Source organism: Pseudotabrizicola sp. 4114, from assembly GCF_031457365.1.
Taxonomy (GTDB): Bacteria; Pseudomonadota; Alphaproteobacteria; order Rhodobacterales; family Rhodobacteraceae; genus Pseudotabrizicola.
In genome coordinates this window covers 151,880-171,516 of record NZ_JAVDWP010000003.1, presented here as the reverse complement: position 1 = coordinate 171,516, position 19,637 = coordinate 151,880, and the positions used below count along the sequence as shown (strand labels likewise).

Here is a 19,637-nt window from a genome sequence, read left to right as displayed (position 1 = left end):
AGATGTCAACAGGACTTATGGCGGGCAAGCGCGGGCTGATCATGGGGCTTGCCAATGACAAGTCCATTGCATGGGGCATCGCCAAGACCCTCGCCGACCATGGGGCCGAGCTGGCATTCTCCTATCAGGGTGAAGCGCTGAAAAAGCGGGTGGAGCCGTTGGCCGCCTCTTTGGGCAAGCCGCGCCTCTATGAATGCGATGTCGCCAGCGAAGACAGCATGGACGCTCTCTTCGCCTGGCTGGATTCGGAATGGGGCACGATCGACTTCGTGGTCCATGCGATCGGGTTTTCCGACAAGAACGAGCTGCGCGGCCGCTATGTCGAAACCTCGCGCGCCAACTTCCTGATGTCGATGGATATTTCGGTGTATTCCTTCACCGCCGTCTGCCAGCGCGCATCAAGGATCATGACAAAGGGCGGCAGCCTGCTGACGCTGACCTATTACGGTGCGGAAAAGGTCATGCCGCATTACAACGTGATGGGCCTGTGCAAAGCCGCCCTTGAGGCATCGGTGAAATATATCGCCGAAGACCTGGGCAAGGACGGTATCCGCGTCAACGCAATCTCGGCCGGGCCGATCAAGACCCTCGCCGCCTCCGGCATCGGCGACTTCCGCTACATCATGAAATGGAACGAGCTCAACAGCCCGCTGCGCCGCAATGTCACACAGGAAGAGGTCGGCAAGGCCGCGCTTTACCTGATCTCGGATCTGGGCTCGGGCACCACCGGCGAAAACCTGCATGTCGATGCGGGCTATCATGTCGTCGGCATGAAGGCGGTGGACGCCCCCGATATCGACGTGGTTACAAATCGCAAGGACTAGGGAGCGCAGACCATGACGCTGGCGGCGTTTCTTGCGGTGGCGGCTCTGTTGACCATGGGCGCGGTCAGTCCCGGCCCGGCTGTGCTGATGTCGGCGCGGACCGGGGTGACCGAAGGGCTGCGCACCGGGTTCTTCCTCGCCATGGGCATCGGCCTTGGCGCGGTGGTCTGGGCGGCTTTGGCGCTGTCGGGTCTGGCAGCGCTGTTCAAGATCGCCCCGGCACTGCTCTGGGCGTTCAAGATCATCGGCGGGCTCTATCTGATCTGGATGGCGGTGCAGATGTGGCGCCACGCCGCTGATCCCTTGCCTGACACCACCGGCCAGCCGCCACGCTCGGCCCTCTCGGCCTTCCGGCTGGGGCTGGTCACGCAGCTGTCGAACCCCAAACCCGCCGTGGTGCTGTCGGCCATCTTTATCGGCACGGTGCCGCCGGAAACCCCGCTCTGGGTGCTCGCCTGCCTGCTGGCCTTTCTGTTTACGGTGGAAACGCTGTGGAACACCATTGTCGCCCGTCTCTTTTCCCTGCCCGCCACCCGCCGCGCCTATGTCGGCGCGAAATCCGCCATGGACCGCAGCTTTGGCGGTCTTCTCGCCCTGCTCGGCGCCAAGATCGCCGCCACCTGAAGGAGCCTGCCATGAACGACCGCCTGCCGCATGAAAAAGGCTTTCACGTCAGCTGGGACCAGATCCACCGCGATGCCCGCGCTCTGGCATGGCGGCTGGATGGCAAGGGCCCGGACAACGGCGCTTGGAAGGCCGTGGTCGGCATCACCCGGGGCGGCCTTGTGCCCGCGATGATCGTCAGCCGCGAGCTGGATATCCGCGTGGTCGACACGATCAGCGTGAAATCCTACAGCCATCAGAACCAGACCGAAGCGCGGGTGATCAAATCGCCGCAACCCGAGCTGATGGGCGATGGCACCGGTATCCTGATCGTCGATGATCTGGTCGACAGCGGCAAGACGCTGGAACTGGTGCGCAGCCTGTATCCAAAGGCGCATTTCGCCACCGTCTACGCCAAACCCTCGGGCCGCCCGCAGGTCGATACCTATATCACCGAGGTTTCTCAGGACACCTGGATCTTCTTCCCTTGGGACATGGCGTTGCAATACGTCCAGCCTTATCGCGGCACCGACTGATCTTGCGCAGCGCCCCTTCCTTTATCTTGGCAAAAATATCCCACGGGGGTCCGGGGGTGTGAAACCCCCGGTCCTGCCGCCAGCACAAGGCGCAATCATGACCCACCCGCTGAACCCCGCCATGGCCGCAACCGAAGCCCCCCCGGTGATGGAGGCGCGGCGCTGGTTGCAGGGGGTGACCTTCCCCGCCGACCGCCCGCTGATCAATGTCAGTCAGGCCGCCCCGGTGGAGCCGCCGCCGCTGGGCTTGCGGCAGGCGATTGCCGAGGCCGCGCTGACCAATGACGCGGCCCATCTGTACGGCCCGGTGCTGGGCCTGCCCGAACTGCGGGCCGAGATCGCGGGGCAATGGTCTGCGCTGTATGGCGGCCAGATTGGGCCGGATCAGGTGGCGATCACCCAAGGCTGCAATCAGGCCTTTACCGCCGTCATGTCCACCCTTGCCGGAGCGGGGGATGAGGTGATCCTGCCGACGCCGTGGTATTTCAATCACAAGATGTGGTTCGACATGCAGGGTGTCGCGACCATCGCGCTGGATACCGGGCCGACGCTGATCCCCGATGCCGATGCCGCGCGGGCGCTGATTACATCAAGAACCCGCGCTATCGTGCTGGTATCGCCCAACAATCCTGGCGGGGTCGAATATCCGGCGGAAACCCTCACCGCGTTCCGCGATCTGTGCCGCGCGCAGGGTCTGGCGCTGATCGTGGATGAAACCTACCGCGACTTTGACAGCCGCCACTCGGTCGAACGCGGCGGGCGGCCGCATGATCTGTTTGCCGATCCCGACTGGGCCGAGACGCTGATCCACCTCTACAGCTTTTCCAAAGCCTACCGCCTGACCGGGCACCGGGTGGGCGCGGTTGTGGCCAGCGCGGGCCGTCTGGCCGAGGTGGAGAAGTTCCTCGACACCGTCGCGATCTGCCCCGGCCAGCTGGGCCAGATCGCGGCCCTGTGGGGCATGCGCAACCTGAGCCAATGGGTCGCGGGCGAACGGGATGAGATCCTGTCGCGCCGCCGCGCCATGATCGAGGGGTTTGCCCAGCTGGAGGGCTGGCGGCTGCTGGGCTGCGGCGCCTATTTCGCCTATGTCGAGCATCCGTTTGATCTGCCTTCAGATCAGCTGTGCAAACGGCTGGTGGCCGAGGCATCCTTGCTGATGCTGCCCGGCACCATGTTCCAGCCCGCCGGATCAGAGGCGGGCAAGCGGCAGATCCGTATTGCCTTTGCCAATGTCGATGCGGCAGGGATCACGGAGCTGTTCCTCCGCCTAAGGGCCTTTCGCGCCTGATGTCTCGCCCGCTGGTCTCTTGCCCGCCAACCTCTTGTTCCTTTGTGGCTTAACGCATAGACAGTCGCAAAGCAGGTTCCAGAGGGGCGGATGATGGCAAAAGACAGCGACGATACCCCGCGCAAAAAGGGCAAGGGCAGCCAGATTGTGGTCTGGGTGCTGATGGCCATGCTGGTCGTCGGTCTGGGCGGATTTGGTGTGACCAATTTCGGCGGCGGCCTGACCAGCATCGGCCGGGTCGGTGACCGCGAGATTGACACCAACAGCTATGCCCGCGCCCTGCAACAGGAGCTGGCGGCGCTGGGGGCGCAATATGGCCAGAACATCTCGCTGTCACAGGCGCAAAGCCTTGGGATGGACCGGCAGGTGCTGCAATCGCTGGTCGCGCAGACCGCGCTCGACAACGAGGCTGAACGGGTCCGGCTGTCGGTCGGCGATGCGGTGGTGGCCCAGCGGATCACCGAGTCGCCCGCGTTTCAGGGCACGGCGGGCCAGTTTGACCGCGAGACCTATCGCTTTACGCTGGATCGCAACAACCTGACCGAAAGCGCCTATGAGGCGACGCTGCGCGCCGATGTGGCGCGGCAGTTGCTGACCGGGGCGGTCGCGGGCGGTTTTGTCGCCCCTGCGGCCCTGACCGATACGCTCTACAACTGGGTGGGCGAACGGCGCGGCTTTTCACTGCTGCAACTGACGGTCGACGATCTGGCGGCCCCGGTCGCGGAGCCAACCGAAGAGGCGCTGATGGCGTTTTACGAGGCCAATCAGGCCCGCTTTACCGCGCCCGAGGCCAAGCGCATCCGCTATGCCGCCCTGCTGCCCGACGCGATTGCCGCCGATCAGCCGGTGGATGACGAAACGCTGCGCCGGATGTACGACAGCCGGATTGCCGATTTCGTGCAGCCAGAAAAGCGGCTGGTCGAGCGGTTGATCTACCCGTCCGAAGAAGCCGCCGCCGCGGCGATGGCCCGGGTCGAGGCTGGTGAGGCGTTCGAGACGCTGGTGGCCGAGCGCGGGCTGGATCTGGAAGACATTGATCTGGGCGATGTATCGCAAGAGGAACTGGGCGCTGCTGGCGAGGCTGTGTTTGCCCTGGACGGCCCCGGCGTGGTCGGCCCGTTTGACAGCGACCTTGGCCCCGCCCTGTTCCGGATGAATGCGATTCTGGAGGCACAGGAAGTCAGCTTTGACGCGGCCCGCGCTGACCTGGCGGTTGAAATTCAGGCCGATGCGGCACGGCGCGCCATTGCCGACCGGGTGGAGGCGATTGACGACATGCTGGCCGGTGGCTCCACGCTGGAAGAGGTGGCACAAGAGCAAGGCATGACACTGGATACGGTAGACTATGTCGCCTCTGAACCCGCCCCCGAAGGCATCGCCGCCTATCCGGCATTCCGCACAGCGGCAGACAGCCTGGCCGAGGGCGATTTCCCCGAGGCGGTTCTGCTGGCAGATGGTGGCGTCGTGGCGCTGCAATATGTTGAACTGGTGCCTGCCGCTCCGATCCCGTTTGATACCGCGCGCGACGCTGTTGTGGCGGCCTATACCGCTGATGCAACAGCCAAAGCCTTGGCAGACCGTGCGGTCGAGGTCAAAGCGGCGGTCGAAGGCGGTGGGTCGCTGGGGGCTTTCGGCATCGTGCAGCGCACCGCCAGCATCGCGCGCGAGGGTTTTGTCGAAGGCGCCCCGCCCGAGCTGATGACAGCCGTGTTCGCGATGTCGCCCGGCGAGTTGCGGGTGATCGAGGGCGCAGGCTTTGTCGGGCTGGTGCGGCTGGATGAGGTGATGCCCGCCGCACAGGACGGCGAAGAGGTTGCCGCGCTGAAAGAGGCGATTTCGGCTCAGGTCGAGCAGGCCTTGGCACAGGATGCGCTGCAACTGTTCTCGAACGCGCTGACCGAAGAGGCCGGGATTTTCCTGGACCAGAACGCGATCAACGCCGTTCACGCCCAGTTCAATTGACCAACCCCTGACCGAAAGCCCTGACCGATGATCCTTTCCCCCGGCTTTGAAGAGTTCGAGCGCAACTGGAGCCAGGGAAAGAACCAGCTGGTCTGGGCGCGCCTTGCCGCCGATCTGGATACGCCGGTCAGCCTGATGCTGAAACTGGGCGAGGCGCGGCCCGAGACCTTCATGCTGGAATCGGTCACCGGGGGCGAGGTGCGCGGGCGCTATTCCATCGTGGGGATGAAGCCTGACCTGATCTGGCGCTGCACCGGCACCGGGTCCGAGATCAACCGCGAGGCGCGCTATGACGCGGCAGCGTTCCATCCGCAGGACGGCCACCCGCTGGATACCCTGCGGGCGCTGATCGCCGAATGTGCGATTGAGATGCCCCATGGCCTGCCCGCCGTGTCGGCCGGGCTGTTTGGCTATCTGGGCTATGACATGATCCGGCTGGTGGAAAACCTGCCCGACGTGAACCCCGACCCGCTGCAACTGCCCGATGCGGTGCTGATGCGCCCGACGGTGATTGCGGTGCTCGACGGGGTCAAGGGCGAGGTGACGCTGGTCTCGCCCGCCTGGGTCGCCGGTGGGTTGTCAGCCCGCGCCGCCTATGCGCAGGCGGCAGAGCGGGTGATGGATGCCTTGCGCGATCTGGACCGCGCGCCCCCGGCGCAGCGCGATCTGGGCGAAGCCGCCCCGGTGGGTGAGGCGGTGTCGAACTTCACGCATGAGGGGTACAAGCAGGCGGTTGAACGCGCCAAGGACTATATCCGGGCGGGCGACATCTTTCAGGTGGTGCCAAGCCAACGTTGGGCGCAGCGCTTCGAGCTGCCGCCCTTTGCGCTCTATCGCAGCTTGCGCCGCACCAATCCGTCGCCGTTCCTGTTTTTTTTCAACTTCGGCGGCTTTCAGGTCATCGGGGCGAGCCCGGAAATCCTCGTGCGTCTGCGCGATGGCGAGGTGACGATCCGCCCCATCGCCGGAACCCGCAAACGCGGCGAGACGCCGGAGGAAGACCGCGCGCTGGAACTGGACCTGCTGGCCGACAAAAAGGAACTGGCCGAGCATCTGATGCTGCTGGATCTGGGCCGCAATGATGTGGGCCGGGTGGCCAAGGTCGGCACCGTTCACCCCACCGAGAAATTCACCATCGAGCGGTACAGCCACGTCATGCACATAGTCAGCAACGTGGTCGGACAGATCAAGGAAGGCGAGGACGCGCTGTCGGCGCTGCTCGCTGGGTTGCCCGCTGGCACGGTCTCGGGCGCGCCCAAGGTGCGGGCGATGGAGATCATCGACGAGCTGGAGCCGGAAAAGCGCGGCATCTATGGCGGCGGGGTCGGATATTTCGCGGCCAATGGCGAAATGGATTTCTGCATCGCGCTGCGCACCGCCGTTCTGAAGGATGAAACGCTGTATGTTCAGGCCGGTGGCGGCGTGGTGTTTGACAGCGATCCCGAGGCGGAATTTCAGGAAACCGTCAACAAATCCCGCGCCTTGCGCCGTGCTGCCGAAGATGCGGGCCTGTTCGCCCGGAAGGGCAACCGCTGACGGATCAGGCTCCCGGTTCAGACACGGGGCATCACAAGGCTTTGAGAGATCGTAACAGGGTTTGCATTGCAATTGGCCGTGCTTACCTGATGATATGTTAGAGCCTGCTGGCGACCCGGCGCGTATCTTCGCGCCTTGGGCCTGCCGTCCAAACGAAGAGGAGTTCGGGAGTGCAGTCCAAAGCCATTACTTATTCCAGACACCCGGCCATTGCCGCGCGGGGGCGTGCCACGCTCATGGCGCTCGGCCTGGGTCTGGCGCTTGCGTTGGGTCAGGCGCAGGGGGCATTCGCCCGCGCGCCAGACAGCTTTGCCGATCTGGCGCAACAGATCAGCCCGTCGGTGGTGAACATCACCACCTCTGCCGTGGTCTCTGGCCCGGCGTCGGGTGGGCCAATCGTGCCCGAGGGCAGCCCGTTTGAGGATTTCTTCCGCGATTTCATGGATCGCAACAATCCGGGCGGCGAAGGTGCGCCGCGCCGGTCTGATGCGCTTGGCTCCGGTTTCGTGATCTCGGAAGACGGCTTCATCGTGACCAACAACCACGTGATCGAAAACGCCGATGAGATCGAGATCGAGTTCTTTTCCGGCAAACGGCTCAAGGCCAAGCTGGTCGGCACCGACCCGAAAACCGACATCGCGCTGCTCAAGGTCGAAAGCACCGAGCCGCTGCCCTATGTCAGCTTCGGCAATTCGGATCTGAGCCGGGTTGGTGATTGGGTCGTCGCCATGGGCAACCCGCTGGGTCAGGGATTTTCGGTCAGCGCCGGGATCGTCTCGGCCCGCAACCGGGCGCTGTCTGGCACCTATGACGACTATATCCAGACCGATGCTGCCATCAACCGTGGCAACTCGGGCGGGCCGCTGTTCAACATGGATGGTCAGGTGATCGGCGTAAACACCGCGATCCTGTCGCCCAATGGTGGCTCGATCGGCATCGGCTTTTCCATGGCCTCCAATGTGGTGACCAAGGTTGTCGATCAGCTCAAAGAGTTCGGCGAAACCCGTCGCGGCTGGCTGGGCGTGCGCATTCAGGACGTGACCCCGGATGTCGCCGAAGCCATGGGCCTGACCGAGGCCTCGGGTGCGCTGGTGACGGATGTGCCGGACGGTCCGGCCAAGGACTCCGGCATCATCGCGGGTGATGTGATCACCCAGTTTGCCGGCCAGCCAGTGCGCGACACCCGCGACCTGACCCGTCGCGTTGCCGACAGCCCGGTGGGCGAAGCGGTTCCGGTGATCGTGGTGCGTGAGGGCAAGACCGAAACGCTGCAGGTCACGCTGGGCCGCCGCGAAGAGGCCGAAGCCGCCGAGGTGCGCCCTGCGGTCGCCGATGCGCCGGAAGACCCGCAAGAGGCCGAAATTCTGGGCATGACGCTGGCCCCGGTTACCGATGAGATGAAGCAATCGCTGAACCTGCCCGCTGATGCCGAAGGGCTGGTGGTCGGCAAGGTTGATCCGGCAGCCGAAGCCTATGCCAAGGGCCTGCGCGAGGGCGACATCATCACCGAAGCGGGACAGCAAAAGGTGGTCCGGCTGAAGGATCTGGAAGACCGCATCACCGAGGCCCGTGACGCCGGGCGCAAGTCGATCCTGCTTTTGGTGCGCCGTGCCGGTGATCCGCGCTTTGTGGCGCTTGCCATCGACTGACGCTCTGACACTTTCAGACGCCCTGACACTTTATTGAAACGCGCGGCAGTCTGACTGCCGCGCGTTTTGCTGTGCCGGTCCGAAAATGCCGGTCCGAAAAATCGGTTCAGAAAAACGTGGTCCCGCCGCCAATTTCGCGCAGCAGGCGCGAGCGGAAGCTGTACATCCACTCCGCCCGCTCTTCGGCCATCGCGCGCCCGGTCGGGGTTTGCATGGTGTCTGCGATACGGAACAGCTTGACCTCCAGATGGTCGAGCGCAAAGGCGCGGTCATCGAGCGGGCGATGCTGCGCCATCGGGTCGTTGGCATCGAACAGCGCCCCGCCCATTGCCCCCGCCACCGCGAACATCCGCGCAAGGCCGATGGCCCCCAGAGCCTCCAGCCGGTCGGCATCCTGCAACACCCGTGCTTCGGCGCTGCGCGGCAAGATGGCGGCGGAAAAGCTGTGCGCCTCGATGGCATGGCGGACCATGGCGATCCGCTCGGGCGGCCAGCCCTGCCCGGTCAGCCAGTCCGCTGCCGCCTGCGCCGAGAGCACCGATGCCTCGGCCCGGTTGGGCGCGTCCTTGGGCAGGTTGACCGCGTCGTGAAAGATCGCGGCCATCTGCAACGCATCGCGGTCAAGCCCCGGCTCATCCATCATGATCTGCTGGCAATTTGCCCAGACCCGGTCGATATGCCCGATGTCATGCGCCGCATCCTGCGCACCGTGCCACAGGCGGATCAATTCCGCCCGTGCAGCCTGTTCCAGTGACATTATTTCTTCCCCAGATCCGCCGTAACCAGCCCCAGCTCGCGCGCGGCGGTCAGCGACAGCTTGTCGCTTTCCAGCCCCCGGTCCGCCTGAAACCGGCGCAAGGCGGCGCGGGTGGCCGCGTCCATCTGGCCGGTCAGCGGCAGCACATAGAGGCCCCGTGCCTTCAGCGCACGTTGCAGACTGGCGATGAAATCCACCGTCATCTCTTGCGGGCACGGGCTGCGGAACCAGACCTGCTCGCGCTCCTGCACGATCTTTTGCCGGGCTTCCGAATGGAACACCGCTGGCGACAGCACCGTACCATCCGGGCCCAGCTTTGCCTTTGACACCATGACCTGTTCAGTCACCGTCTCGATCACCATCGGCGTGACATCTGACGCCCAGCACTCGCCTGCAGCGCCTTCGGGCGGGCCGGGCACGGTGAGGCGAACCAGATCCACCGACAGATCGGCCCGGCCCGGCGCTTGGGGCACGCCGCCCTGCTGGCAGGCAGTAAGCCAGAGCAACGCTCCGGTCAGGGTCAAAGACGCGTGGCGCATCATCCGGGTGATCTGTCCTGCCTGCGCCGGTTGATCCGGCTTCGCGCAGACCCTAACACGCGCAGGCCGCCGGGCCTAGCAGGCGGCCAACATCGCCGGGCGGGCGTTGCACCCCGGCAACCCCGCGCCATCGCCGAGACGGTGCGGCGGAATTGCGACCCCTGCCCCTCTGGCAAAGAGGCTGATTGTGGCCTATGTCCAAGGAAACGCGCGAGCTTGCGAAAAGGGACGAAGACAAACGATGGCCAAGATCAAGTATGTGGAATTCGGCGGCAAGGAACATATCGTGGACGTGGCCAACGGCCTGACCGTGATGGAGGGCGCGCGGGACAATGGCATCCCGGGGATCGAGGCCGATTGCGGCGGAGCCTGCGCCTGCTCGACCTGCCATGTCTATGTCGCGCCCGACTGGGTGGCACGTTTGCCGCAGAAAGACAGCATGGAAGAAGACATGCTGGATTTCGCCTATCAGCCCGACCCCGCCCGCTCGCGCCTGACCTGCCAGATCAAGGTGTCTGATGCGCTGGACGGTCTGGTTGTGCATATGCCGGAAAAACAGATCTGATGCGCTGCACTCTTGCGCTGCTGGTGGGGCTTTCAGGGCCTGCCATGGCGCAAGAGATTGTGGCCGCTGAACTGGTGGCCCCGACCGGCCGCTACGCCCATGCCGTGCTCGGCGATGCGCTGGAATGGGGCGGGCTGGAGCTGACCCTTTCGGACGGCCAGCGCCTGCGCTTTACCCTGCCGGACAGCCATGTGTTCGAAGACATCACGGCGCGCCTTGGCGATTTTGACGGCGATGGCCTGCCTGAAGTGATGGTGGTTGAAACCTCGGTCACCCAAGGCGCGGCGCTTGCCATCTATGACGCAGGCGGCAGACGCGCGGCGACGCCCTATATCGGCCAGCCGAACCGCTGGCTGGCGCCAAGCGGTTGGGGCGATTTTGACGGCGATGGCCGGATCGAGATTGCCTATGTCGACCGCCCGCATCTGGCGCGCGAGCTGGTCTTTGTCCGGCTGGTGGGCAAGGCGCTGACCGAAATCGCCCGTGCGCCCGGCTTTACCAATCACCGTATCGGGGAGAGCCGGATTGCCGGCGGCACCCGCCGCTGTGAGGGCCTTGATACGCTGATTGTCGCGTCGGCAGACTGGTCCCGCGCACTGGCGGTGACCCTTGGGCCGGGCGGCGTTCTGGCAAGTGATCTTGGCCCATGGCGCGGGTCGGGGCCGGATCTGAAAAGCTGCCGCTAAAGCCCGATCCAGCGCGCAAGCGCGATCATTGTTGCCCCCACAGCCACTGACACCATGCCGACCAGCTGCCGGGTATCCAGCGGCAGGCGCGCCAGCATCGCCAGCACCTGTTCCACACGCGAAGGGGCCAGTGCAAGCACCAGCCCCTCGGCAACCGCCACCAGCCCGAGGGCCAGGACGATCCAGATCACGGCGCGGTTGGCGCGGCGGCAGGGGCTGCCGCAGGAGCGGGTGGAGGCGTTGCTGCCCCCGTTGCTGGTGCTCCCGTTGTTGCCGGACGGTCTGCCGGGGCCAGATCGCTGCGCAGATAGGTGAAGAACTCACTGTCCGGCTGCATCACGATCGACGAATTGCCCGATTGCAACGACCGCTCATACGAGGTGAGCGAGCGGGTAAAGGCAAAGAACTCGGGGTCACGGCCAAAGGCTTCGGCATAGATGCCGTTGCGCTCGGCGTCAGCCTCACCGCGGGCGACTTCGGACATGCGGCGCGCTTCCGAGGTCAGTTCCACCACGGTCCGGTCTGCGGTTGCCCGCACCCGTTGCGCAGCTTCGCCACCACGGGCGATCTCATCCGCGGCCTCACGTTCACGTTCCGCCCGCATCCGGGCAAAGGTGGCAGCAAGGTTCTGCTCTGGCAGGTCGGTGCGGGTCAGGCGCACGTCGATAACCTCGATCCCCAGCGCGCCGGATTCGGCGCGCGCCCGGTCGCGGATCTGGTTCATCAGTGCGGTCCGGTCTTCGGACAGCACGCGGTTTGACGGCACCGAACCCAGAACCTCGCGGATGGCGGCGTTCAGAATCCGGTCCAGCCGGGTCTGCGCCGCATCGACTCCACCAGCGCCAACCGCTTCGCGGAACTCGACCAGATTGGAGATCCGCCAGCGGGCAAAGGCATCGACCACAAGCCGGCGGTCGTCCAGAGGTGTGACCTCCATCGGTTGGGTCGGCAGGCCCAGAATACGGCTGTCGTATTTCACGACTTCCTGGATCAGCGGGATCTTGAAGCCCAGACCCGGGGTTTCCTTGACCTGCTTGACCTGACCAAACTGCAGGACCAGCGCTTTTTCACGTTCGTCCACGATGAACAGCGATGACAGAACGGCGGCGCCAAGAACCACCACCACGGGCAGAATGAGTTGCGCTTTCATCAGTTGTTCCCTCCGGTCGTGGCCGCTGCCGCAGGTGCGGATGCAGGCGTCTGCCGACCCAGTTCATTCAGCGGCAGGAACGGCACAACGCCCTGACCACCGCCTTCGCCACCCTGAACACCATCCAGAATGACCTTGTTCATGCTGCCCAGCACCTGTTCCATGGTTTCCAGATACATGCGCTTGCGCGTGACTTCGGGCGCTTTGACATATTCCTCATAGACCGAAAGGAAGCGGCTGGCCTCACCCGAGGCGTCGTTGACGACCTGGGCGCGATAGGCTTCGGCCTCCTCAACAATGCGGGCGGCTTCACCACGCGCGCCTGCAGTCACCCGGTTGGCATAGCCGTCGGCTTCTTTTTCCAGCCGGTCACGTTCCTGTTGCGCGGCCTGCACCGCGCGGAAGGCATCGATCACCTCACGCGGGGGGTCGGCCTTTTCAAAGTTGACCCGGATCACGTTGAGACCGGCATCATAGCTGTCAAGCGTGCCCTGCACCGCTGCCCGAAGATCGGTCGCAATCGCGCCCCGGTCACGGTTCAGAATAGGGGCAAGTTCAGACCGCGCGATAATGTCGCGCATCGCAGATTCCGACACAGCCCGCATGGTGTCTGCCGGATCGGCAAGGTTGAACAGGAACTTGGACGGATCGTCGATGTTCCAGACCACCTGAAACCCGATGTCCACGATGTTCTGGTCGCGGGTCAGCATCAGGCCGCCATCTTCGCCGGTGCGGCCGACGCCGATATCCGTGGTCCGTTCGTTGGTGACCTGCACGATTTCCGCCGTGACCAACGGCCAGGGCGCAAAGTTCAGGCCCGGATTGCCGATGGTCGAAAACTCACCCAGGAACAGCTCGACCGAGCGTTCTTCGGGGCGCACGGTGTAGAACGACATGAAGCCCCAGAGTGCCACCGCCGCCAGCGCGCCAAGCGCGATGCCCTGCTTGGTGATCCGTGGACCCGATGGCCCACGACCACCGCCGCCACCGCCAGTGCCGCCGCCTTTGCCGCGTCCGCCCATCAGGACACGCAGCTGCTCTTGTCCCTTTTTTACGATCTCGTCGATCTCGGGCATCTGCGGACCACCGTTTGCGGGTCGTTGCCCTGCCGGTTTACGGTCATCATCCCGCCCGTTGCCCCGATCATCACCGCCCGAGCCGCCACCGCCCCAGGGACCTCCACTTGCCATTCGTTGAAACCCTTCTTTTTATACTATGTCTTTAACTGGTCATTCTGACGCGAAAATCAAGCGAATCCGGTCACGCCTTGCGTGTCGGTGTCCGCATCGTGACCAGCTCTTCTGCCATTGTCGGATGAACCGCGACCGTGCGGTCGAAATCCTCTTTGGTCGCCCCCATTTTGATGGCGATTGCCGCCAGCTGGATCATCTCGCCCGCGTCAGGTGCGACGATGTGACATCCCAGAACCTTGCGGGTAGACTGGCTGACGATCAGCTTCATCAGCACCCGCGCGTCGGCTCCGGCAAAAGCGGTGCGCATCGGGCGGAAGCTAGTGCAATAGACCTCGATCGGTTCTTGCGCGCGGGCCGCCTCTTCGGTCAGGCCCACGGTGCCCAGTTCCGGCTGGGTAAACACCGCGCTGGGGATCAGGTCGTGATCCACCGGCGTCGGCTCGCCTTCAAACACGGTGCGGACAAAGGCCATGCCCTCGCGGATCGCCACCGGGGTCAGGTTGACCCGGTTGGTCACATCACCGATGGCATAGATCGAGGGGATGGCGGTCTGGCTATAGGCATCAACGCTGATTTCGCCGTAACGTCCGAGCGTTACGCCAATCTCTTCAAGTTCCATCTGAGCTGTGTTCGGGCTGCGCCCGGTGGCGAACAGCACTGAATCGAAGCTCTGCTCCATCCCGTTGGTCGCCTTGACCCAGACCGGGCAGCCAAGCTGGCCCGACTGCGGCAGCAGATCCACCGCCGACTCCACCCCTGCGCCCATATTGGCGTCATCCTTTGCCATCGCGGCGGCTTCGGCCATCTCGACGATGTTGGTGCCCAGATGCAGCTCGATCCCCTGCGCCTTCATCGACTCGGCGATCAGCCCGCGCGCCTCGTCGTCAAAGCCGCGCAGGATCTGCGCGCCGCGATAGAACTGCGTCACCTTGACGCCAAGCCCGGCCATGATGCAGGCCATCTCGCAGGCGATAAAGCCACCGCCGACGATCAACATGGATTTGGGCAGCGATTGCAGCTCGAAAATATCATCCGACACCAGCCCGAGATTGGCATTCGGCAGATCAGGGCGGACGGGCCAGCCGCCGGTGGCGATCAGGATATGCTTGGCGGTGACGGTCTCGCCGGTGGCGAGTTCAACCGTATGCGCGTCACTCAGCCGCGCCCGCGTGTCGTGGATCTTCACGCCCGACGCGTCGAGCAGGCGGCGATACACCCCCTCCAGCCGGTCAAGCTCGGTGTGCAGCTTGTCGCGGAACACGGGCCAGTCGAAACTGCCGTCGGGAATATCCCAGCCGTAAGCCCGCGCCTCGGATGGCATTTCACGGAACGATGAAGCAAAGACCATCAGCTTTTTCGGCACACAGCCGCGAATGACACAGGTGCCGCCAAGCCGGCTGTCTTCGGCCAGGGCAACCTTTGCCCCGGTCGCCGCCGCCATGCGCGCGGCGCGCACCCCACCCGAGCCGCCGCCAATGACAAACAGGTCTACATCAAAAGCCATCAGTCCAGATCCGCAAATATGTTGGAGGTGGGCACGAATTCGACCCGCTCGTCCTCGGTCTCGCCCGAGTTGATGTCACGCACCGTGACCCGGCCATCGCCATGACCGATCACCACAATGTCGCAGATGTCGATGAACAGCCCGTTTTCCACCACACCCGGAATCTGGTTCAGCACCAGCGCCAGCTGGCGCGGGTTGCCGATCCGTTTGAGATGCAGGTCAAGGATATAGTTCGACTCGTCGGTGATCAGCGGCGACGCCCCGTTCATCCGCAGGCTGACATCGCGGTTGAGCACATCGAGCGAGACCAGGGTTTCCTCGACCAGCGCCTTGGTGGTCTGCCAGCCAAAGGGGATCACCTCGATCGGCAAGGGAAAGGCCCCGAGCTGGGTCACATCCTTGGCGGCATCGGCGATGACGATCATCTGATCCGAGGCGGTGGCCACGATCTTTTCCTGCAACAGCGCCGCCCCGCCGCCCTTGATCAGGTTCAGGTGGCCGTCAAATTCATCCGCGCCGTCAATGGTCATATCCAGCCATTTGGCCTCATCCAGCGTGGTGAGCGGGATGCCCAGATGCGCCGCCAGCTGCGCCGTGCGGCTGGATGTCGGCACGCCCACCACGCGCAACCCCTCTTCGCGGATGCGTTCAGCCAGACAGCGCACCATCCACGCGGCGGTGGACCCGGTGCCAAGGCCCAGTTTCATCCCGTCCTCGACAAATTCGGTGGCGCGCTTGGCCGCGAGAAACTTGGCCTTGTCGATGGGTGACAGTTCGGCAGGCATGGATCGATTCCCCGGCGGTAAATGAATGGCGTGCCCGGGTTATAGGCAAAGCTGCCCCGGCGCGCGAGGATGAATTGCCCAAAAGCGCGCCCTGCCCCCGATGACGCTTCCCCTACGGTCATGTCGTTTTCGTGTGGTGAAACCGGGACGGAATGTCGCAAGGTGGCGCCAAAGCAAAGGATACGCCTGCATGTTCCTGTCCGTCTTCGATATGTTCAAGGTCGGGATCGGCCCGTCTTCCAGCCACACCATGGGGCCGATGGTCGCCGCCGCCCGGTTTCTCGACCGCCTCCGCGCCTCGCCGTTTCAGGCGCATGGGTTGCGGGCATCCTTGCATGGCAGCCTCGCCTTTACCGGCGTCGGCCATGCGACGGACCGGGCCACGATCCTCGGCCTCGCCGGGTTTGTGCCGGAAACCTATGACGCAGCCCTCGCCGATGCCGCCCTGCACGACATCCGCCAGTCGCGCCACATCACGCCACCCGGCCTGTCGGCGCTGCAGTTTGACCCCGAGCGGGATCTGGCGTTTGACTACGGCCCGGCCCTGCCCGGCCATGCCAATGGCATGATCCTGCGGGCGACCGACGCGCAGGGCGACGTTATTCTGGAGGAAACCTATTACTCGATCGGCGGCGGCTTTGTCCTGACGGCGACGGAACTGGAAGACAGCACCGGAAACAAGAAAAAAGCCCGCGCCGATGTGCCGTTCCCGTTTGAGACCGCCGCCGAAATGCTGGCGATGGCAAATGACAGCGGCTTGTCGATTGCCGGAATGAAACGCGCCAACGAGCTGCGCTTCCGCTCGGCTGCCGAGCTGGATCGCGGCATCGCCCGGCTGTGGGAGGTGATGTCGGCCTGCATCGACCGGGGGATGGAAGGAACCGGCATCCTGCCCGGCGGGCTCAAGGTGCGGCGGCGGGCAAAGGGCATTCGCGACCAGCTCCTGGCCGAACGCGGGCTGAACATGCAGGCCCCGCACACGATCAACGACTGGATGAGCCTGTATGCCATGGCGGTGAACGAGGAAAACGCCGCCGGGGGTCAGGTGGTGACCGCACCGACCAACGGGGCTGCGGGCGTGGTGCCTGCGGTGATCCGCTACTGGCTGGACCATGTGCCGGGTGCCGCTCCCTCGCGCATCGGGGAGTTCCTGCTGACCGCCGCCGCCATCGGCGGCCTGTGCAAGCACAATGCCAGTATCTCGGGCGCAGAATGCGGCTGTCAGGCCGAGGTCGGCAGCGCCGCCGCCATGGGCGCGGCCGGGCTGTGTGCCGTGCTGGGCGGCACGCCGGAACAGGTTGAAAACGCCGCCGAAATCGCGCTGGAGCATCACCTTGGCATGACCTGCGACCCGGTCCGGGGGTTGGTGCAGGTGCCCTGCATCGAGCGCAACGGCTTGGGCGCGATCAAGGCCGTCTCGGCGGCCTCGCTGTCGATGCGCGGCGACGGCCAGCATCTGGTCAGCCTGGACGTCTGTATCGAGACGATGCGTCAGACCGGCCGCGACATGCACGAGAAATACAAGGAAACCTCACTGGGCGGGCTGGCGGTCAACGTGCCCAACTGCTGACCGCGGGACCGGGGGAGAGGGCGGAGCCTCCGGCGGGAGTATTTTCGCCAAGATGAAATCACAAACTGCGCAGGCCTGCGGTTTCATCTTGGTCCAAATACTCATTCTGCCGTGTCACCGGGCGCAGCGGGTGTATGGAGCATCCCGCTTTGCCGCACCCGGTCATACAGAGCAAATTCCGTCGCATGGGCGCTGTGGTATCGCGCCAGCAGGTCCTCTGGCAGGGTCAGTGCCGCCACGTCAGCACGGGGCGAGGCGTTGCGATGCGGCAGGCTCAGCCGGGTGCCAAGGCGGGGAGACAGGAACGCCAGCAGCCGGTCAAGGGCGGCATAATCAAAAATGTAATTGACCGGCGGGCCGCTGTTGAGAAAGCCCAGAAAGCGGTCCTGCCGGCCGATGCGGGCAAAGGGCGGCGGGTCATCCGACAGGCGGGCCTCGACAAATCCGGCGAAGCTCAGGCCGTGGGTGGAGTTTTCATGGCCACGCAACGCCTCACGCTGCCGGTAGCGGAACCAGCTGCCCAGCTGCTCCAGCGGTTCGCGCATGACGGCAAAGGTCTCGAAGCGCGGGCCGGGGCTGCGGCGCAGCACGCCGGCCCATTTGCGGCCGTAAATCTGGGCGTTGATGTGTTTGTGGCCGGTGTTGGCCGGGGTTGCCTGCGCAAACGGCTCCAGCATCGCGCGCAGGGATTGCGTGGCGGTCTTTGGATTGGCCAGAAACACCAGCCGCGCCTGTTCCAGAACCAGCACCTTTGCCCCCTGCTTTTGCCTTCATTGCCTGACACCTAGGGGGTTGTGGCGGGGGCCAGCAAGGCCCGGCGCGCAAAATCCGGGGCCAGCGTGTCGTTTTTGCGATGGACGCGCAGGGAATGCCACGCTAGCCCAAGGGGATGAGCCGTCAACCTGACCGTATCCTGCCCGGCGTCGTGCTGATGCTTGCCTTCTGCGTTCTGGCGCCGTTGCTGGATGTGTCGGCAAAGCTGGCCTCGTCCACCGTTCCGGTGGGCCAGATCGTCACCGCGCGGTTTGTGGTGCAGGGGGCCTTGATGCTGCCGATCATTCTGCTGATGGGCATCACGCTGCGGCTGACCCCGCGCGCGCTGGGGCTGATCAGCCTGCGGGCGGTGTTCCTGATCCTGTCCACCTTCAGCTTTGTGGCCGCCATTCAGGTGATGCCGGTGGCCGATGCGCTGGCGATTGCCTTTGTCGAGCCGTTCATCCTGCTGTTGCTGGGCCGGCTGCTCTTCAACGACGAGGTCGGGCCGCGCCGGATTGCGGCGTCCTGTGTCGGCTTTGCCGGCGCGCTGCTGGTGATCCAGCCCTCGCTGGCGGCGTTCGGCTATGTCGCGCTCTGGCCGCTGGGCACCGCGTTTTTCTTTGCCTTTTACATGCTGTCGACCCGGCAGGTGTCGGGGTTCATGCACCCGGTTGCGATGCAGTTCCACACCTCGTGGACCGGGCTGTTGATGTGCTTGCCGGTGATGCTGCTGGCCGAGGGCACTGGGTGGCGGCATTTTGATCCGGTGATGCCGCAGGGCATGGTCTGGCTCTGGCTGTTCGGCGTCGGGTTCTGGGCCGCGCTCAGCCATATGTGCATGACCTATGCGCTGAAGTTCGCGCCGTCAGCCACGCTGGCCCCGCTGCATTATCTTGAGATCGTGGCGGCGGTGGCGCTTGGCTACTGGATCTTTGGCGATTTCCCCAATGCGCTGACCTGGGCCGGGATTGCCGTGATCACCTCGTCGGGGCTCTACATCATCTACCGCGAGCGGCTGTCGGCCCGGTCTGCGCCGGTCAGCGCCTCCAAGGCCTGATCCAGTCGGGCGCGCGGCAGGATGCAGAGCATCCCCGGCCCCGCCATCTCAAGGCTGACTGGCCCGGTGCTGACCCGGTTCGAGGTGCCGACCCGGCCATCGGGGGCAAAGTCCAGCCCGTCAATCGGCCAGTCCAGCCCGGTGCTGGTGCCTGTCACGGACGCCAGCGGAAACAGACTGAACCGGTCACCCGCTTTCAACCCGATCTGCAACCGGGAGGGCACATGAAACACCACATCGCGCGAACCCAGCAGAACGCAGGCGCTGTGCTGGCGCACCAGCGTGTTGAACACCGCCAGCCCATGATCGACCCGCGCCCCCATGAACCCCAGCGCAATCACAAAGCGCGCATCGACCGACCGCAGCGCCTTGTCGAAATCGGTGCTGTCCTGTTCGTCGATCTGGTGCAGGCGGTCAGACCCGACCGCCGCGCGCGCCGACTCCGAGATCGAATCCATGTCGCCGATCACCGCCTCTGGCCGCACGCCAAGCGCAAGGCAGCGGTCAGCGCCCCCGTCTGCGGCCACGATCACCGGCGCGCGTTGCTGCGAAAATCGAAACAATGGGGCCGAAACCGGCGCGCCTCCGACAAGTGTGATCCCGCCCGAGGATTGCACAATGACCTGATTCATGTGGATACTGTCTTTCCAATTGCGGCAAAACACCGGGGCGGC

General features: G+C 64.6%; 20 protein-coding genes. 11 read left to right on the top strand and 9 right to left on the bottom strand.

The features are described 5' to 3' along the window. Positions 1-2: 2 nt before the first annotated feature. From fabI to J2X53_RS08215, 7 genes are all read left to right on the top strand, one after another. Positions 3-824, top strand: a complete 822-nt coding sequence (gene fabI / locus J2X53_RS08245) for an enoyl-ACP reductase FabI (protein ID WP_349037014.1) — start codon at positions 3-5, stop codon at positions 822-824. Positions 825-836: 12 nt separating this feature from the next. Further along, positions 837-1,448 carry a LysE family transporter gene (locus J2X53_RS08240; RefSeq protein WP_349037013.1) on the top strand — a complete coding sequence of 204 codons (612 nt, stop codon included), beginning with the start codon at positions 837-839 and terminating at the stop codon, positions 1,446-1,448. Between the two features lie 11 nt (positions 1,449-1,459). After that, positions 1,460-1,963 (top strand): xanthine phosphoribosyltransferase, encoded by a 504-nt coding sequence (gene gpt, locus J2X53_RS08235; RefSeq protein WP_349037012.1) that lies wholly within the window; start codon positions 1,460-1,462, stop codon positions 1,961-1,963. 97 nt (positions 1,964-2,060) lie between these two features. Continuing rightward, a complete protein-coding gene (locus J2X53_RS08230) occupies positions 2,061-3,254 on the top strand; it encodes an aminotransferase (protein ID WP_349037011.1) in 1,194 nt (397 codons plus the stop codon). Positions 3,255-3,347: 93 nt separating this feature from the next. Further along, positions 3,348-5,216 carry a SurA N-terminal domain-containing protein gene (locus tag J2X53_RS08225; protein WP_349037010.1) on the top strand — a complete coding sequence of 623 codons (1,869 nt, stop codon included), beginning with the start codon at positions 3,348-3,350 and terminating at the stop codon, positions 5,214-5,216. Between the two features lie 27 nt (positions 5,217-5,243). Next, positions 5,244-6,752 (top strand): anthranilate synthase component I, encoded by a 1,509-nt coding sequence (gene trpE, locus J2X53_RS08220; protein ID WP_349037009.1) that lies wholly within the window; start codon positions 5,244-5,246, stop codon positions 6,750-6,752. A gap of 170 nt (positions 6,753-6,922) precedes the next feature. After that, positions 6,923-8,401: a Do family serine endopeptidase gene (locus tag J2X53_RS08215; RefSeq protein WP_349037008.1), complete on the top strand. Its 1,479-nt coding sequence runs from the start codon at positions 6,923-6,925 to the stop codon at positions 8,399-8,401. Positions 8,402-8,507: 106 nt separating this feature from the next. Here the strand turns inward: J2X53_RS08215 and J2X53_RS08210 are convergent, their stop codons facing one another. Both J2X53_RS08210 and J2X53_RS08205 read right to left on the bottom strand, forming a co-directional pair. After that, positions 8,508-9,158, bottom strand: coding sequence for an HD domain-containing protein (locus tag J2X53_RS08210; protein WP_349037007.1), 651 nt, complete (start codon positions 9,156-9,158; stop codon positions 8,508-8,510). Continuing rightward, positions 9,158-9,700 carry a peptidoglycan-binding domain-containing protein gene (locus J2X53_RS08205; protein ID WP_349037006.1) on the bottom strand — a complete coding sequence of 181 codons (543 nt, stop codon included), beginning with the start codon at positions 9,698-9,700 and terminating at the stop codon, positions 9,158-9,160. The genes J2X53_RS08210 and J2X53_RS08205 overlap by 1 nt, the downstream gene beginning before the upstream one ends. 238 nt (positions 9,701-9,938) lie before the next feature. Between J2X53_RS08205 and J2X53_RS08200 the strand changes: the two genes are divergently transcribed. Further along, positions 9,939-10,262: a 2Fe-2S iron-sulfur cluster-binding protein gene (locus J2X53_RS08200; protein WP_349037005.1), complete on the top strand. Its 324-nt coding sequence runs from the start codon at positions 9,939-9,941 to the stop codon at positions 10,260-10,262. Beyond that, entirely contained in the window at positions 10,262-10,948 is a 687-nt protein-coding gene (locus J2X53_RS08195) for a VCBS repeat-containing protein (protein WP_349037004.1), read from the top strand. The genes J2X53_RS08200 and J2X53_RS08195 overlap by 1 nt, the downstream gene beginning before the upstream one ends. On the opposite strand, the gene J2X53_RS08190 is transcribed toward J2X53_RS08195, so the two are convergent. The 5 genes from J2X53_RS08190 to rpiA form a co-directional block, all read right to left on the bottom strand. Then, on the bottom strand, positions 10,945-11,139 hold the full coding sequence (locus tag J2X53_RS08190; protein ID WP_349037003.1) for a DUF2065 domain-containing protein: 195 nt from the start codon (positions 11,137-11,139) through the stop codon (positions 10,945-10,947). The two genes, J2X53_RS08195 and J2X53_RS08190, sit on opposite strands and share 4 nt — an antisense overlap. Further along, a complete protein-coding gene (locus J2X53_RS08185) occupies positions 11,136-12,101 on the bottom strand; it encodes a protease modulator HflC (protein WP_349037368.1) in 966 nt (321 codons plus the stop codon). Before J2X53_RS08185 ends, J2X53_RS08190 begins: the two co-directional genes overlap by 4 nt. Next, positions 12,098-13,288, bottom strand: coding sequence for an FtsH protease activity modulator HflK (gene hflK, locus J2X53_RS08180; RefSeq protein ID WP_349037002.1), 1,191 nt, complete (start codon positions 13,286-13,288; stop codon positions 12,098-12,100). Before hflK ends, J2X53_RS08185 begins: the two co-directional genes overlap by 4 nt. A gap of 70 nt (positions 13,289-13,358) precedes the next feature. Beyond that, positions 13,359-14,795, bottom strand: coding sequence for an FAD-dependent oxidoreductase (locus J2X53_RS08175; protein WP_349037001.1), 1,437 nt, complete (start codon positions 14,793-14,795; stop codon positions 13,359-13,361). After that, positions 14,795-15,580: a ribose-5-phosphate isomerase RpiA gene (gene rpiA, locus J2X53_RS08170; RefSeq protein WP_349037000.1), complete on the bottom strand. Its 786-nt coding sequence runs from the start codon at positions 15,578-15,580 to the stop codon at positions 14,795-14,797. The genes J2X53_RS08175 and rpiA overlap by 1 nt, the downstream gene beginning before the upstream one ends. A 190-nt stretch (positions 15,581-15,770) precedes the next feature. Between rpiA and J2X53_RS08165 the strand changes: the two genes are divergently transcribed. Further along, positions 15,771-17,150: an L-serine ammonia-lyase gene (locus J2X53_RS08165; RefSeq protein ID WP_349036999.1), complete on the top strand. Its 1,380-nt coding sequence runs from the start codon at positions 15,771-15,773 to the stop codon at positions 17,148-17,150. Positions 17,151-17,251: 101 nt separating this feature from the next. On the opposite strand, the gene J2X53_RS08160 is transcribed toward J2X53_RS08165, so the two are convergent. Next, the gene (locus tag J2X53_RS08160) at positions 17,252-17,899 is read right to left on the bottom strand and encodes a gamma-glutamyl kinase (protein WP_349036998.1); all 648 of its coding nucleotides are present in this window, start codon (positions 17,897-17,899) and stop codon (positions 17,252-17,254) included. Positions 17,900-18,039: 140 nt separating this feature from the next. Here J2X53_RS08160 and J2X53_RS08155 point away from each other — a divergent pair, with 140 nt between their 5' ends. After that, a complete protein-coding gene (locus tag J2X53_RS08155; protein WP_349036997.1) occupies positions 18,040-18,963 on the top strand; it encodes a DMT family transporter in 924 nt (307 codons plus the stop codon). Here J2X53_RS08155 and J2X53_RS08150 read toward each other — a convergent pair. Beyond that, the gene (locus J2X53_RS08150) at positions 18,909-19,595 is read right to left on the bottom strand and encodes a thiamine diphosphokinase (RefSeq protein WP_349036996.1); all 687 of its coding nucleotides are present in this window, start codon (positions 19,593-19,595) and stop codon (positions 18,909-18,911) included. The two genes, J2X53_RS08155 and J2X53_RS08150, sit on opposite strands and share 55 nt — an antisense overlap. Positions 19,596-19,637 lie beyond the last annotated feature (42 nt).

Excerpts from the sequence above, each read along its gene's own strand:
- J2X53_RS08240 (WP_349037013.1), top strand. The coding sequence starts at position 837 with ATGACGCTGGCGGCGTTTCTTGCGGTGGCGGCTCTGTTGACCATGGGC.
- J2X53_RS08210 (WP_349037007.1), bottom strand. The coding sequence starts at position 9,158 with ATGTCACTGGAACAGGCTGCACGGGCGGAATTGATCCGCCTGTGGCAC.
- J2X53_RS08150 (WP_349036996.1), bottom strand. The coding sequence starts at position 19,595 with ATGAATCAGGTCATTGTGCAATCCTCGGGCGGGATCACACTTGTCGGA.
- J2X53_RS08155 (WP_349036997.1), top strand. The coding sequence starts at position 18,040 with ATGAGCCGTCAACCTGACCGTATCCTGCCCGGCGTCGTGCTGATGCTT.
- J2X53_RS08230 (WP_349037011.1), top strand. The coding sequence starts at position 2,061 with ATGACCCACCCGCTGAACCCCGCCATGGCCGCAACCGAAGCCCCCCCG.
- J2X53_RS08200 (WP_349037005.1), top strand. The coding sequence starts at position 9,939 with ATGGCCAAGATCAAGTATGTGGAATTCGGCGGCAAGGAACATATCGTG.
- rpiA (WP_349037000.1), bottom strand. The coding sequence starts at position 15,580 with ATGCCTGCCGAACTGTCACCCATCGACAAGGCCAAGTTTCTCGCGGCC.
- J2X53_RS08225 (WP_349037010.1), top strand. The coding sequence starts at position 3,348 with ATGGCAAAAGACAGCGACGATACCCCGCGCAAAAAGGGCAAGGGCAGC.
- trpE (WP_349037009.1), top strand. The coding sequence starts at position 5,244 with ATGATCCTTTCCCCCGGCTTTGAAGAGTTCGAGCGCAACTGGAGCCAG.
- J2X53_RS08205 (WP_349037006.1), bottom strand. The coding sequence starts at position 9,700 with ATGATGCGCCACGCGTCTTTGACCCTGACCGGAGCGTTGCTCTGGCTT.
- hflK (WP_349037002.1), bottom strand. The coding sequence starts at position 13,288 with ATGGCAAGTGGAGGTCCCTGGGGCGGTGGCGGCTCGGGCGGTGATGAT.
- gpt (WP_349037012.1), top strand. The coding sequence starts at position 1,460 with ATGAACGACCGCCTGCCGCATGAAAAAGGCTTTCACGTCAGCTGGGAC.
- J2X53_RS08175 (WP_349037001.1), bottom strand. The coding sequence starts at position 14,795 with ATGGCTTTTGATGTAGACCTGTTTGTCATTGGCGGCGGCTCGGGTGGG.
- J2X53_RS08195 (WP_349037004.1), top strand. The coding sequence starts at position 10,262 with ATGCGCTGCACTCTTGCGCTGCTGGTGGGGCTTTCAGGGCCTGCCATG.
- J2X53_RS08165 (WP_349036999.1), top strand. The coding sequence starts at position 15,771 with ATGTTCCTGTCCGTCTTCGATATGTTCAAGGTCGGGATCGGCCCGTCT.
- fabI (WP_349037014.1), top strand. The coding sequence starts at position 3 with ATGTCAACAGGACTTATGGCGGGCAAGCGCGGGCTGATCATGGGGCTT.